This is a genomic window from Legionella tunisiensis, from assembly GCF_000308315.1.
In the GTDB taxonomy this organism is placed as follows: domain Bacteria; phylum Pseudomonadota; class Gammaproteobacteria; order Legionellales; family Legionellaceae; genus Tatlockia; species Tatlockia tunisiensis.
On sequence record NZ_CALJ01000244.1, the window covers coordinates 1 to 13829 of the forward strand.

The window sequence follows — 13829 nt, forward strand, 5'->3', positions numbered from 1 at the left end:
CTTTCAAAGGTTATTATGCTAAGATGATTTCTCCCTTTCACTATTTCTTTTTAACAAGCAGGATTTGATATTCAAAAAGAATAGTGAGAAGTGTTTATTAAGGCATTAACAGTATTTTTTAAATAAACCTTTTAAATTAAGAGCAGAACTATGGTTAAACCTTTTCTAACTTTGTCCTTTATAACACTTCTTGGTATCGCCATACAGGGACGAGCCAGTGATGCTGCACTGGCGAATGTAGGTATAACACCACCCCCCATACAAGAATCGAGTAGTGCCGAGGCCATTTCGACACCAGCGCCAGTAACAGCGGTAGCGCCTGTTTCCACTCCTCTTCCCCAATCTGCCAGCAATCAAAAACCACATGCCACGATATTAACTTGTTCTGACTCACCAGTACAAACCAATATGCTCAATAAAACGCCTGCCGCTAATTTATTTATGATTAGTAATATAGGCAATCAACTGCTTACCTCCTTGGGTTCAGTCGAATATGGCGTAAACTACCTTGGTTCCTCTCTACTGTTAATTGTTGGTCACTCCAATTGTAAAGCCATCCATACGGCAAACAGTGACTATTCAAAATTAAAACCTGCTCTTGTAAAGGAGCTCAATAACATGCGTGTTGTTAAAGGCGCTCCTGATAACGACAGTGTGAAAGCGAATGTTAATAATCAAGTTGCCATCGCCTTGCAAGAATTTGCTGCCAAGGTAAAAAATGGCCAATTATTAATCGTTGGGGCAATCTATGAATTTAATGATGATGCACAAGCTAATGATGAGGGCAAACTTAACATTATTAACATCAATGGTGAGACCGATCCAGTCAAATTAAGCGCTATTGCAGCAACAGTTGCTCAAGCTCAATAATTTTTTATCTTATTATTTCCTCCCTTTAAACAGGGAGGAAATTGTTCACTCATAAAGATCTTAGAAAAAACTAGGTACTACCTCCTCAGTAACGTGAACTGATGTGTTTGTAGTCGACAGCTGCGGCTGCCCACCAAATACGCCGATATTAGCTACGGTTTTTGCACTACCAGGTAACACAGGGGTTGTCTCTTCCGGCAGTTTTTCCACTACTGGTATAGCTGGTTTAACTGCTGGCTTTCTATCATCAAGTACAATTTCTCCATCACCATCCACAAGCGTTAAATGCAATTCTTCATTGTCATTGCAGATTACGGGCTCCAACGCAGTAAACTGCCCAGACAAATCATAAGTACTAACGTAGGTTGTTTCGTTGAAATCTGAATTACTCGTTGCGACCTCTACGCGACAGGTAAATAACTCCCTGGTAGCGGCCCATTCCTGCATCTTTTTATTCTCAGACAACGCATCAACGAAATCAGGGCTATTGGTGTTGATAACTGGTGAATCAAATATTTCGGCAACTGTATGTAAAACCAGTGGTTGACTCGCGCCGTAACTAATAATGAAAAATTTATTACGAGCAGGGATTAAAGGCGAACCATGTTGTAATGACTCAACCTCCATTTGCAAATCCTGCTCTGCTGAGTCTGTATTTTCACCATCAGTAAAGAGCAATACATTGTTATGCTTCGTTGAATTAGAAAAAGAAGACAATTGGTTTGTTGTGGCAGTAAAAAGACTGGTACTTCCATTAGGTTTTAATCCATTAACCTGCATACGCAAAGTCACTAGATCTCTCTTTTTATAGGAACCGACATTTTCTGTTGTATTATTAAATTGCTTAATATTAATTGTGGCATCAGGATGGAATTCATATAAAGCCTCAGCAAATTTTATTACGCTCTTTTGTAACATCTTTAAGCGTGTTTCAGTACCATGCGTCCCATATTTTGTCTTCATACTACCACTAGTATCTAAAACAAATGTGTAGGTAGGAGGCGTGGCCGCAAAAGGAATAAAAACATGAGGTGTCACCTCAACTTCGTTTTCATTTAATCGCTTTTGCGCATAAAATACTTTTTTCTTTTCAAATTGAGCTGCATCGCATAACAATAAAGGAGCTTGACCATCAATGAGAACGAGTTCTTCACTATGCTCTTTTAAAAATTCCTTTACATTGAATCTTAGTGTTTCCCCTTCAAGATTCATGTATTTATAAGTCAATGAACCAAACAAGGGCGCATAGGCCATTGATGGTAGTTTAATGTCCAGATACTCTTGCTCTACATCAAGCGCGAAATCAAGTTCTAAAATAGGCAACAAAGCCTGTAATGATCGTTTACTCTTTTCAATCATTTTAACATCGCTACATGTAGCCGCATCAATTTCAGCGTTAAGTAAATCATTAAGAGTAAAACGCTGAATAGTGGGTGTTGCATTTTCAGTTTGAAGAAGTTTCTGTACCTCTCCAGCAAGATTTTCAACCTCGTCTGGTGTGGCTGGCTTCAAAATAACAAGTTCATCCTTGCAGCTAACCTCAGCGTTACCTTCTTCTTTCTTGCCGACATTCATACCCATGTCTTGCAGTAAAGCAGTCATATTTTTGTGCGCAAAGCATTATTAGCAAGTCTCATATCCTCTCCCTTTACTAGTTAATAATAAATACACTTTTGCCGCGGATGATACACAGAAACAAGAAAGAAAAAAGACAGTTTAGAGACTCTATTGACAAGCTAGTAAAAATACTCTCAAAAGACCGTATTACCTTGGTAGCAATTTGACAATTTTCATGCTTACGCTATTAGCTTCGCCATTTTCAAACGAAGCTTAACATAGGGTTTTCCCGGAAGCAGTGGAAGAATAAGTCGATAACCGTCTTCTTTATTTCCTTGAAATAATTCCACATTACAAGAAGGATAGAGTGCTTCGAAAAACTTATATTTGGCTTTAGCCTCCAATCAATTGTGGAGTTTTAGGCGCCAAAACGACTTTGCGCTCGTTTTCTGCTTGAAAGATTCTTGCGCGAGTATAGGATCCAGCACCAATGACTTCTTTTGCATGATAGAGTGTTCCCTCATCACTTTCATAATCGGATTCGTAACCGTTAACTTCATTTTTAAAGTGATATTTTGGCATTGGTGACTCCCATCAAATATAAGCCCATATGTATAAAAATAATTCTATCTGAGTATAAATTAGACTTATGAAATTAGTTATGGGTAAAATTACCCAAGGACACTTAAGAGGAGTGGGCGCCAGAATCGTTAACGCTCCGGGGCTTTGTTCGCAGGCAGGTAATTAGACTGACGTTAAAACTCAACAGTCCTTAGTTTGCGGTGTCGTTTTTATTACCGTACGGTAGGCATTTAAATTCATCAATAATTCGGCTTCGGCATTGGATAAATGACAACTACTGATAATTTCTTCTTTATCACCACCCATTTCCAATATACGCAAAGCATGTTGATAACTACCGTCGTTATCACGCTTATTTTCTAACGCCTGTAACTGGTTATCCATACTCACAAATTGACGATTTATTTCAGTAAGCTGTTTAGCGAAAACTAAATCAGCATTCACTAACAAATTGTGATGCTGTTGATATTGTTTTATCTCATTGCTTAACGCAGCCATCTGTTGTCGTAGATCCGCAAAGTGCTTGCGATAGTGCAAAATCAAGCCCAAAAAGAGCATGCCAATTACTATTCCAGTACTGAAAATGATCATGGGGTTTCCTTATTGTCCTTATTAGGTGTTTCAATTTGGCTATTATCGGCAGCCTTCTCTTCTTTTTCTTTGGTTAGCATCTCAGCAGCAGACTGTTTGTCAAGCTTATAACTCATTTCTGGATTGAATAATCGTGGTACAGTCCTATCTTTGGCAATAATTAGACTAACACGCCTATTCATGGCCCGTCCCTCTTCTGTTCCGTTATCAGCCACTGGGTACTGCTCCCCAAAACCAGTCACTGTAATACGGCTCTGATCAACCCCAAAAGTCGTCAAACAGCGAGCCACAGAAGCCGCTCTTGCTGAAGATAATTCCCAATTCGAAGGATACTGGGGGGTATTAATAGGGACATTATCAGTATATCCTTCAAGAGCGATTGGATAAGGGAGGTTACGAATAACATCCGCTAACTGCATCAGTTTCACTACAGCAATTGGTCTTAAATCCGCACTACCGCTATCAAACAAAGCCCCGGCTTTAATATCCAATTCAATCCAGCCATCTTGTGGATTCATATGATAATCAGAATCTTGTAAATCAGACAAGGCTTTGATTAATTCATTAAATTGATCTTTTTCCTGGATAGGGTTCTCTAACGCACTCTTAGCTTCTTTTCGCGAGGCAAGCTCAGCTACGGATTGATATTGCCCTTTTTTGTAAATGCCGAATGCATGCCTTCAGCCAAAGACTTATATTTGGACACATTCACTGATGAGATCGCGTACATAACCACGAAAAAAGCAAAGAGCAAGGTAATGAAATCAGCATAGGATACCATCCAGCGGTGGGTGTCCTCATGAGCTACAGCTTTACTTTTTCTTCCGCGCATGCTGATGATGTTGTCCATAATTGTTTAACTTCAAGTTTAGCATATTTGGACTCTCACCGCTTGCCATCGAAACCAAGCCTTCCACAATCATTTCATCATGATGTATTTGATTTGCAACACAACTTTTAATTTTGTTAGCTATAGGCAAAAACATTAAATTAGCCAGACCGACCCCATAAATAGTTGCTACGAAAGCGACCGCAATGCCAGCCCCTAACTCGCTTGGCTCGGCTAAATTACGCATCACTTGAATTAAACCTAATACAGCGCCCAAAATACCAATTGTAGGGCTATAGCCGCCCATACTTTCAAAAACATGTGCAGCCCGTAGATCTTGCTCTTCGCAGCGTACCATTTCGGCTTCCAGAACTTGCCTTATTGTTTGTTTATCTACTCCTATCACTAAAAGCTCAAGTCCTTGGCGCATCAAAGGATTTTTCTCTCTTTCCATATGCTCTTCCAACGAGAGCAAACCAAACTGCCTAGCGCGCCGAGACAAATCAATTAGCTGCTCACGACTCCTGTCAAAAGGTTGTTGTGGCGGTCGAAAAATCCACGGCAGAATTCTGAATGCATGAATAAACGTACGAAATGGGGTTTGAATCATCACAGCCCCAAGAGTACCGCCAAGGACAATCAGTAAAGCAGGTAAATTCATCAGGGAATGAATATCGCCCCCTTCAATCATCTGTCCTATGATAATCGCTAAAAACGCTGTCACTAAACCAAGTAAAGTCAACCCGTCCATAATTTATTTGTCACTCCGATATGCGCGATCGAATGCGAAGGGTTGCCTGGCTATGAATTTGCGAGACGCGAGATTCACTTACCCCTAACACTTCGCCAATTTCTTTTAAATTCAAATCTTGTTCATAATACAAGGACAATACCAAACGCTCATTCTTTGGTAACCCTTCAATAATCTGCGCCAAATGACTAATCAAATCATCATGTAAGGCATTAATATGAGGTTCTGTTGAAGCATTCCCTGTCTCGGCTTTCAAAATATCATCCGTTACTCCGATATCATCAAACCCATACAGTTGGCTTCCCGACGAATCCTTGAGCATCTCATGATACTCATCAAGACTTAGTTTGAGCTCAGCGGCTATTTCATGATCTTTAGCATCCCGTCCTAAACGATTTTCTACGTTTTTAACCGCCTCAGAAATCATTCGCGCATTACGGTACACTGAACGTGGCACCCAATCATTACGGCGAACTTCATCCAACATATGCCCCCGGATACGAATGCCTGCATAAGTCTCAAAAGAGGCGCCCTTGGTTGAATCATAATGCCTGACCGCCTCCAACAACCCTAACATACCCGCTTGAATGAGATCATCAAGCTGCACAGAATGCGGTAACCGTCCCAGTAAATGGTGTGCTATACGCTTGACCATTAATGCATGTGTTTTAACTAATGTTTCCTGGGTTTGTTGGTTCACCTTGCCGTATGCTGCCAAAGCATCCACGACGTTCTCCTTAGTGTTTCTATCTGAAATCACCCTTTTCAGTGTTCTCCAGCCACTAGACGCTCAAGAAAAAAGCTGGTATTCCCTCCCAGCGAATGCTTCAGTGGCCAATCATCAACCGTCTCAGCTAATTGTAGCAGTGCTTTTGCCGCATGCGAGTCAGGATAAGCAACAAGAACTGGCTTTTGTTTTTTACTGCTTCATGAACCCGCTCATCAAAAGGGATAGCCCCCAAATAATCCAGGCGCACATCTAAAAACTGTTCCGCGACACGATAGAGTTTATTAAATAATTCGCGTCCTTCGCGGGTTGAACGCACCATATTGGCCAGTACATGAAAATGACTCCAGTTATAACGCTTGGACATGACTTTGATGAGTGCATAAGCATCTGTGAGTGACGTGGGTTCATCACAAACAACGACAATAATTTCTTGTGATGAACGCGCAAAACTTAAGACTGTGTCGGAAATTCCTGCTGCGGTATCAATTATCATGTAATCGACATCATCAGTCAGTTCGTTAAATGAATCAATGATACCAGCATGTTCCGCCGCACTTAATTGCGTCATATGCTCTGTTCCTGATGCGGCAGGTATAACACGCACTCCACTCGCATCTTGCAACATAATGTCACTTAGATGGCAAAGTCCTTGTACCACATGCGATAAATTGTATTTGGTATGCAGGCCCAGCATAATATCAATATTTGCCAAACCTAAATCAGCATCTAATAGTAGGACGTTTTTATTTTTCCTGTCTAAAGCGACTGCCAGATTAACAGACACATTACTTTTACCTACGCCCCCCTTCCCTGCTGACACAGCAATGACTTTAACCGGTTTAGAACGGGATAAATTACGAAGTCCTGCTGCCTGATCTAATACATTTTTAGCCTTCGACATAAATCCCCCCTTGCAACATCAGTCTTAAATTCGTTGTCGTTGCTCAGATTTGCTTTACGTTCTTGCTCCATAAATTGTTCAAGCAATTGATGACGAGTAGCCACTTTAATGTCTTCGGGTACTCGTTGCCCATTCGTTAAATAACTTATTTCAATACCTGTTTCTGCAATTGTACTTAATACCCCTCCTAAAACGAGGGATTCGTCCAGCTTGGTAATTATGCATTGTTCGATTCGATCTCGTTGATAGCAACTAATGGCTTCATTTAAAACCTGGTAGTGGCTCGTAGCTGGCAAAACCAACACGGTGGATATTGAATGTAAGCGTGAACTCAATAGAGTCATCTGAGCCGCCACACGTTCATCAGCAGGATTCATGCCCGCAGTATCAATGAGAATTAATTTTTATCATTCAATTGTCTGATAACCCGGCTCAAAGAAACATCGTCTTGAGCCACGCATACTTGGACACCCAAAATTTTGCCATAAACCATTAGTTGTTCATGAGCGGCAATCCGGTAAGTATCCATTGTTACCAGCCCTAAGTTTTCAGCACCAAAGCGCAGAACAAAACGAGCGGCAATTTTTGCCATAGTGGTTGTTTTTCCAACACCCGTAGGTCCAACAAAGGCGTAAATTCCTCCTTCTTCTATCCGTCGTGAATCACGAATAGGTAAAGCATCGGAAAAATAAACAAGCAATTGCTGCCAAGCACGTTGTTGATTCAGACTTGGATTAACCTTGCTGACTAGAAGAGAAGCGGTATGTTGACTGACTCCTAACTGCAATAGCTTTTGCATAAGCACGGTATGCAAAGGCTGTTCCCCATGGCCAGTATAGCCCCGTAATTGCGCCTCTAACATGCCCCGTAAAGTTTGAATTTCCTGCCGCATATCATCCAGAGGAGATGAAATATCTTTTCCTCCTGCTTGACCTGCTGGCTCCATACTTGCTACCGCAGCGGTCGCCGTGATTACTGATTCATCAAAATCAACGGCAGCAACTATTTCAACCCCACCTTCAACACGGCTACTGGATAAGATCACTGCATCAGGGCCGAAGGTCGTTTTGATTTGTTGCATTGCACTACGTGTATCTTTGGCAACAAAACGCTTTAATTTCATAAGGCCTCCACCTTATTAGCCTACAGTACCAATAATCCGTATCTGTTTGTTATCAGGTATTTCCTGATACGATAAAACATGTAGATTATTGGAAATATTACGCACAAAACGTGCCAAAACAGTTCGTATTCCAGGTTGTACTACCAGTACAGCCAACTCTTGTTTTGCCTCCTGCTGAGCGGCAAGTTGCATTAAGGATTGTTGTATTTTATCTGCCATTCCCGGTTCGAAACTCACACCATGACTACTATTCTGAATAGTATTTTGCAATAATTGTTCCAACTCGGGTTTTAGAGTGATAATTGGTAATTCTTCATTTAATCCGCTGATTTTTTGTGTTATCAGACGCGATAAGGCAACTCTGACCTGACTGATAAGATAATCAGGATCTTTGGATTTTGGCGCAGCCTCCGCCAATGTTTCGACAATAGTTCGAATGTCTGATAAGGGAATATGCTCAATCAATAAACCTTGTAAAACTTTAGAAACCGCACCAAGCGATAAAGCCTCAGGCACTAATTCTTTTACCAATTTTGGTGAGGTAGTTGCCAATTTATCTAACAGTTGCTGGGTTTCTTCATAACCTAGCAACTGCTGACTATTTTGCTCAAGAATTTGGCTCAAATGAGTTGCAACTACTGTGGATGCATCAACAACCGTATAACCATAAGTAAGCGCCACTTCTTTTTGATTCTCGTTAATCCATACTGCTTCCAAACCAAAGGCTGGATCACGGGTTGCTTGACCATCTAACTCACCAAATACTTGTCCAGGATTAATAGCCAACCATTTTTCACTAAAAATAGCCGCTTCGCCCATAATTACCCCTGCCAGACTGATGCGATAATGATTGGGCTTAAGATCAAGATTATCGCGTATATGGACTGTTGGAATAAGGAAACCAAGCTCTTGAGATATTTTTTCCGCACCCCTTTAATTCGCGCTAACAATAAACCACTTTGTGAGCTGTCAACCAAAGGGATCAGGCGATAACCTACTTCCAAACCAATCACATCAACCGGGTTTACATCGTCCCAAGACAATTCAGAAGCAAGCGGTTCATTGACTACATTAGCGTCGCTTTCAGCAGTTTTTTCACTCTTAATTTTTTGCTTGGTTTGCTTAATCAGCAAAAAAGCAATCCCTCCTAAACCCACTGCTAACAGTAAAAAAGCAATATGAGGCATCCCAGGGATTAAACCAATAAGTCCTATAATCACAGCAGCGATGATTAGAGAGCGAGGATTCCCAAAGACTTGCGTCACCACTGCATTACTCATATTTTGTGCAGTCGATACACGAGTGACCATAATAGCTGCTGCAGTAGATAGAACCAGCGAAGGAACTTGGGCTACCAGACCATCACCAATAGTCAGTAAAATATAATTATGTAAGGCATCCATGAACCCCATATCGTGCTGTAAAATACCAATTATCAAACCACCGATAATATTAATCAGCAGAATTAAAATACCTGCGATAGCATCACCGCGTACAAACTTACTGGCACCATCCATGGAACCATAAAAATCAGCTTCCTGCGCTACTTCCATACGACGATTAATGGCTTGTTCCTGTGTAATTAAACCCGCATTAAGATCAGCGTCAATTGCCATTTGCTTACCAGGCAATGAATCAAGAGTAAAACGCGCACTAACCTCTGAAACACGCCCAGCACCTTTAGTGACAACCACAAAATTAATCACTACGAGGATAATAAATACCACTAGACCCACAGCATAATTACCACCAATAACGACTTCACCAAATGATTTAATAACCTGTCCCGCGGCATCTGTGCCTGTATGACCATTCAATAAAACAATACGCGTCGATGCAACATTTAAGGCCAGACGCAATAAAGTTGCAATAAGAATCACTGTAGGGAATACAGCAAAATCAAGCGGCCTTTCGCTATAAATCACTGCTAATAATACCACCAGAGACAAAGCAATATTAAAGGTAAATAAAATATCAAGGCAAAATGCCGGCAGAGGCAACATCATCATGCTTAGCATAATGACGAGCATCAACGGCGTACCTAATCCTTGCTGCATCCATTGACGTATAGTTTGTAAAATCGCATTCATCAAAGATTCTCCTCAGCCTTCCGTTTTAGCTCATCAGGAATGAGCAAATCTTGTAAGATAGCCGGCTCTCTCTCATAGTGCCGTTTATCATTAAGTTGAAAAATATAAGCCAGGACTTGTGCTACCGCGACATATAGCCCTCTGGGAATTTCTGCGTTTAAATCAGTAGAAAAGTAAATAGCGCGTGTCAGAGGTGGAAGTGTTAATAAAGGTACGTCATTGGCAAGGGCAACTCGATTAATTTGCAAAGCAATCAAATCTTTACCTTTTGCTACCACTACCGGAGCCCGATTTCCATTTTGTTTATAACTTAATGCGACTGCGTAATGCGTAGGGTTAGTAAGCACTACATCTGCCTTCGGTATATCGCTCATCATTCGCCTTTTTGCCATTTCTTGCTGCGTACGCCGAATATGGCTCTTAACTTCCGGTTTACCTTCCGTTTCCTTGTATTCATCTTTAAGTTCTTGCTTAGTCATTTTTAATTGTTTGTTATGTTCATGTAATTGAAAAGGCACATCCACAGCAGCAATAAGAATAAGGCTGGCACTAATAATCAGAAATGAAGTTGTTACAATTATTAAACCATTGCCAACTGCTCCAGCCAGAGGAAAGCCAGCTAAAGCGAGTAAAGCAGGAATCTGCCATTGCAACACCAAAATAGCCACTACAGAGAGCAATAAAAATTTTGCCAATGACTTAACCATTTCCATCAAGCCTTTCAGTGACACCATTCTCTTTAACCCTTTTAATAGGCTTAAACGCGACAACTGAGGTTGTAGAGACTCAAGGCTAAAAACCCACCCCCCCATTAAGAGCGGTGCACTCAGAGAAAATAGAAGAATTAATAACAAAATGGGTAAGGAAGCCAAAAATCCTGCTTTCACCAAAAGATAAAGTCTTTCCAAAGTTAGATTTGACGTCGTTAAAATGGAGCTATTGAAGTCAAAAGATTGACGCATCATCATCATGAATTGCTCAGATAGATAATGACCAAAAATAAAAAACCTCCTCCGGAAAATAATAAAATTAAGGTTGCATTAAAATCTTTTGAACGTGCGACCTGACCTTTTTCCCTCGCTTCTTTTAATCGCTTAAGCGAGGGTTGTTCGGTTTTTCCTGTGCTTGTTGTTCGTCTTCAGCCATCAGTGCAGTAATCCTATAATAAGTTGCATTCCCTGTTCCAAACTATCGGCAATTTGTGCTGATACACCTGGTAAACTGATGCGAATAATCACTATTCCCATTAGCAACGTAATGGGAAACCCCATGGAAAAAATATTTAATTGCGGTGCCACCCGAGTCATTACACCAAAAGCCAGATTGACTATCAGCAGTGACAAGATGGCTGGTAAGGAAACTAATACGGCCTCTTTAAACATCCACCCTGAAAAAGTTAGCACCGAACCTATTGCAGATAACCCAACAGCTAGTGTACCTACAGGCATTTGACGAAAACTGCTTAACAACGCATCTAACACAGCAAGATGACCATTCAGTGATAGAAACGTTAAACTCATCATCATTAAATAGAGCTGACTGACTAAAGGCACACTTGCCTTACTTGCCGGATCTACCATCGTGGCAAAACCTAATCCTGCTTGCATAGCAATCACTTGCCCACCAAGAACAAAGACTTGAAAAACCAATTGCAAAACAAATCCCATTAACAAACCGAGTAACAGCTCATGGACAATAAAGGCTACATAGGCACTGTTAAAATGCAAAAAACTAAGATTTGTTGAAATCGCTGGCGCACATAAAAAAGCTAAAGTCATGGCAAAAACAAGTCGGATTCTCATTGGCACAAGCACAGAAGAGATCAACGGCATTGTCAAAAACAAACCACTAATACGTGGTAAAGGCCAAACACCTGGCTAAACTGACTAATCACAGCTTGATAATTTAGATTCATGATTAGCCTATCAAATAGGGAATGTTAGTAATCAAATTATCGGTATAATTCATGATGGTTTTTAATAACCACGGGCCAGCAAAAACCAATACCAAAAAGGTAACAAATAACTTTGGGATAAAACTTAAACTCATCTCGTTAATTTGGGTTGCCGCCTGGAACATAGCAACCAACAAACCAACAATAAGTCCCGGAACAATCAAGACAGTCAGCATGATAATCATCACATACACGCTTTCACTAAAGAGTGATACGACTGTTTCAGGCGTCATTAACCCCTCCTACGTTATGGCAAAGCTGGATGCCAGCGAGCCCAACACCAGTGTCCAACCATCTACCATGACAAACAACATAATTTTGAATGGTAAAGAAATAATCAATGGCGATAACATCATCATTCCCATTGCCATCAGCACAGAGGCCACAACTAAATCAATGATTAGAAATGGCAAAAATAAATAAACCAATTTGAAAGGCTGTTTTTAATTCACTGGTAACAAAGGCAGGAATCAAAACTGTCATAGGTACATCGATCGGTGAGGCATAAGATTGGTTACTGAATTTTTGAAAAAGCGACAAATCATTTTTGCGTGTCTGATTCAGCATAAAAAGACGCAAGGGTTCCTGAGCCTTCGCCATTGCTTGTGGAAACTCTATTTTATCGGCAAGATAAGGTTGTAAGGCTTGCTCATTAATTTGATTAAAAACAGGCGCCATGACAAAAAACGTCATGAAAAGAGCAATGCCGATCAAGATTTGGTTAGTTGGAGTTTGAGCCATACCAATAGCCTGCCGTAAAATGGATAAAACAATAATAATGCGTGTAAATGCGGTCATTGCCATTAATAAACCTGGCAAGACGCTTAACAGCGTCATAAAAATTAATATTTGTAAGTTAACACTGTACGTTTGGCCACCACCCGGTGCTTGAGAAACTGTAACAGCAGGCAAAGAAGTAGTCGCTGCTTGAGCCAGCCAAGGTTCTAAAAACAGTGCCAGAAAACAAATTAGCAGAAGCGTTTTTTTCATCTCAAGACTTACCCAGCGCTGTTTTGAGAAAAGTTGTAAAGGATGCTTTGGATTCAGATTCAAAACCTGCAGGTAATTCTTCTCCAAAATCATGCAACGTATTAATACTTCCTGAAGTTACTCCCAAAAGTAAAATGCGATTTCCCACATTAACCAACATAATTTTTTCCCTTGTCCCTAAGTTCATATAGGCAATGACCTTAAATCCACTTGCATTAGCCAATCCTGCTCCATTTAAGCGCCTTAATAACCAGGATAGAAAGATAATCACCAGTACTACTAGTAATAATCCACCAAGTACACGCATTAATTCACTACTACTGATTGTTGCGGCCTTAGAAGATAAAGTGGCAGCTTCAGCAGTTAAGGGTAATAAATTAGCGAAGAACGCAAAAAAGGAAATTCTCATCGTAGACGCTTGATTCGTTCTGTTTTACTAACAATATCAGTCAGACGTACACCAAATTTGTCATTGACTACTACTACTTCACCGTGAGCAACCAAAGTACCATTGACTAAAACATCTAAGGGCTCACCAGCCAAGCGGTCTAAAGCGACAATTCCCCCTTGGTTAAGTTGTAACAGATTGCGTATTGTCATTTTGGTACGCCCAATTTCAACTGTCACCACAACAGGAATATCTAAAACCAACTCCATTTTTTCTGCCTCAGCATCCTGAGGTACGGCATTTGGTTGTTGGTTATCCGCAGCTACGTCTGTTTCGGTTTGATTGCTCATTCAACTCCCCTAATAATTGATTTTCTTTATAATTTTTACTGCTCTTTTATCATTAGCACTTCCCTGCGTAGCAGTAAAACTAGGTGTATTTTCAATGTCTAAAGTAACTATCTCTTTCATTTC

At 40.6% G+C, this 13829-nt stretch carries 12 protein-coding genes and 6 pseudogenes; 1 reads left to right on the forward strand and 17 read right to left on the reverse strand.

Going from position 1 to position 13829, the window contains the following annotated elements:
• Positions 1-150: 150 nt before the first annotated feature.
• Positions 151-870: a carbonic anhydrase gene (locus BN58_RS25860; RefSeq protein WP_019217454.1), complete on the forward strand. Its 720-nt coding sequence runs from the start codon at positions 151-153 to the stop codon at positions 868-870.
• Positions 871-930: 60 nt separating this feature from the next.
• Here the strand turns inward: BN58_RS25860 and BN58_RS25865 are convergent, their stop codons facing one another.
• The 17 genes and pseudogenes from BN58_RS25865 to BN58_RS37150 all read right to left on the reverse strand — a co-directional run.
• Positions 931-2472, reverse strand: a complete 1542-nt coding sequence (locus BN58_RS25865; RefSeq protein ID WP_019217455.1) for a VWA domain-containing protein — start codon at positions 2470-2472, stop codon at positions 931-933.
• 348 nt (positions 2473-2820) lie between these two features.
• The gene (locus tag BN58_RS14625) at positions 2821-3009 is read right to left on the reverse strand and encodes a hypothetical protein (protein WP_019217457.1); all 189 of its coding nucleotides are present in this window, start codon (positions 3007-3009) and stop codon (positions 2821-2823) included.
• A gap of 180 nt (positions 3010-3189) precedes the next feature.
• The gene (locus BN58_RS14630; protein ID WP_019217458.1) at positions 3190-3600 is read right to left on the reverse strand and encodes a DUF2802 domain-containing protein; all 411 of its coding nucleotides are present in this window, start codon (positions 3598-3600) and stop codon (positions 3190-3192) included.
• Positions 3597-4148 carry an OmpA family protein gene (locus BN58_RS34700; protein WP_019217459.1) on the reverse strand — a complete coding sequence of 184 codons (552 nt, stop codon included), beginning with the start codon at positions 4146-4148 and terminating at the stop codon, positions 3597-3599. Before BN58_RS34700 ends, BN58_RS14630 begins: the two co-directional genes overlap by 4 nt.
• Positions 4149-4234: 86 nt before the next feature.
• Positions 4235-4450, reverse strand: coding sequence for a flagellar motor protein MotB (locus BN58_RS34705; RefSeq protein ID WP_232220664.1), 216 nt, complete (start codon positions 4448-4450; stop codon positions 4235-4237).
• Entirely contained in the window at positions 4413-5180 is a 768-nt protein-coding gene (locus BN58_RS14640; RefSeq protein ID WP_019217460.1) for a flagellar motor protein, read from the reverse strand. The genes BN58_RS34705 and BN58_RS14640 overlap by 38 nt, the downstream gene beginning before the upstream one ends.
• Before the next feature lie 10 nt (positions 5181-5190).
• A complete protein-coding gene (locus BN58_RS14645; protein WP_019217461.1) occupies positions 5191-5907 on the reverse strand; it encodes an RNA polymerase sigma factor FliA in 717 nt (238 codons plus the stop codon).
• A gap of 38 nt (positions 5908-5945) precedes the next feature.
• Positions 5946-6811, reverse strand: a pseudogene (locus BN58_RS25875) (MinD/ParA family protein).
• Positions 6787-7934: pseudogene (gene flhF / locus BN58_RS37140) on the reverse strand (flagellar biosynthesis protein FlhF). Before flhF ends, BN58_RS25875 begins: the two co-directional pseudogenes overlap by 25 nt.
• Before the next feature lie 15 nt (positions 7935-7949).
• Positions 7950-10024: pseudogene (flhA, locus tag BN58_RS37145) on the reverse strand (flagellar biosynthesis protein FlhA).
• Positions 10024-11170, reverse strand: a pseudogene (gene flhB / locus BN58_RS25890) (flagellar biosynthesis protein FlhB). Before flhB ends, flhA begins: the two co-directional pseudogenes overlap by 1 nt.
• Positions 11170-11838, reverse strand: a complete 669-nt coding sequence (fliR, locus tag BN58_RS25895; protein WP_232220668.1) for a flagellar biosynthetic protein FliR — start codon at positions 11836-11838, stop codon at positions 11170-11172. Before fliR ends, flhB begins: the two are co-directional and overlap by 1 nt.
• A 103-nt stretch (positions 11839-11941) precedes the next feature.
• Positions 11942-12211, reverse strand: coding sequence for a flagellar biosynthesis protein FliQ (gene fliQ, locus BN58_RS14675; RefSeq protein WP_019217467.1), 270 nt, complete (start codon positions 12209-12211; stop codon positions 11942-11944).
• 9 nt (positions 12212-12220) lie between these two features.
• Positions 12221-12968: pseudogene (gene fliP / locus BN58_RS25900) on the reverse strand (flagellar type III secretion system pore protein FliP).
• 1 nt (position 12969) lies between these two features.
• A complete protein-coding gene (gene fliO / locus BN58_RS25905; protein WP_019217469.1) occupies positions 12970-13377 on the reverse strand; it encodes a flagellar biosynthetic protein FliO in 408 nt (135 codons plus the stop codon).
• Positions 13374-13706 (reverse strand): flagellar motor switch protein FliN, encoded by a 333-nt coding sequence (fliN, locus tag BN58_RS25910; protein ID WP_019217470.1) that lies wholly within the window; start codon positions 13704-13706, stop codon positions 13374-13376. Before fliN ends, fliO begins: the two co-directional genes overlap by 4 nt.
• A 9-nt stretch (positions 13707-13715) precedes the next feature.
• A pseudogene (locus BN58_RS37150) lies at positions 13716-13829 on the reverse strand (flagellar motor switch protein FliM); the annotation flags it as partial.

What these genes read in the sequence shown, in the direction of transcription:
- fliN (WP_019217470.1), bottom strand. Translation starts at nt 13,706, where the DNA reads ATGAGCAATCAAACCGAAACAGACGTAGCTGCGGATAACCAACAACCA.
- BN58_RS25860 (WP_019217454.1), top strand. Translation starts at nt 151, where the DNA reads ATGGTTAAACCTTTTCTAACTTTGTCCTTTATAACACTTCTTGGTATC.
- BN58_RS14640 (WP_019217460.1), bottom strand. Translation starts at nt 5,180, where the DNA reads ATGGACGGGTTGACTTTACTTGGTTTAGTGACAGCGTTTTTAGCGATT.
- fliO (WP_019217469.1), bottom strand. Translation starts at nt 13,377, where the DNA reads ATGAGAATTTCCTTTTTTGCGTTCTTCGCTAATTTATTACCCTTAACT.
- BN58_RS25865 (WP_019217455.1), bottom strand. Translation starts at nt 2,472, where the DNA reads ATGACTGCTTTACTGCAAGACATGGGTATGAATGTCGGCAAGAAAGAA.
- BN58_RS34705 (WP_232220664.1), bottom strand. Translation starts at nt 4,450, where the DNA reads ATGGACAACATCATCAGCATGCGCGGAAGAAAAAGTAAAGCTGTAGCT.
- BN58_RS14630 (WP_019217458.1), bottom strand. Translation starts at nt 3,600, where the DNA reads ATGATCATTTTCAGTACTGGAATAGTAATTGGCATGCTCTTTTTGGGC.
- BN58_RS14625 (WP_019217457.1), bottom strand. Translation starts at nt 3,009, where the DNA reads ATGCCAAAATATCACTTTAAAAATGAAGTTAACGGTTACGAATCCGAT.
- fliQ (WP_019217467.1), bottom strand. Translation starts at nt 12,211, where the DNA reads ATGACGCCTGAAACAGTCGTATCACTCTTTAGTGAAAGCGTGTATGTG.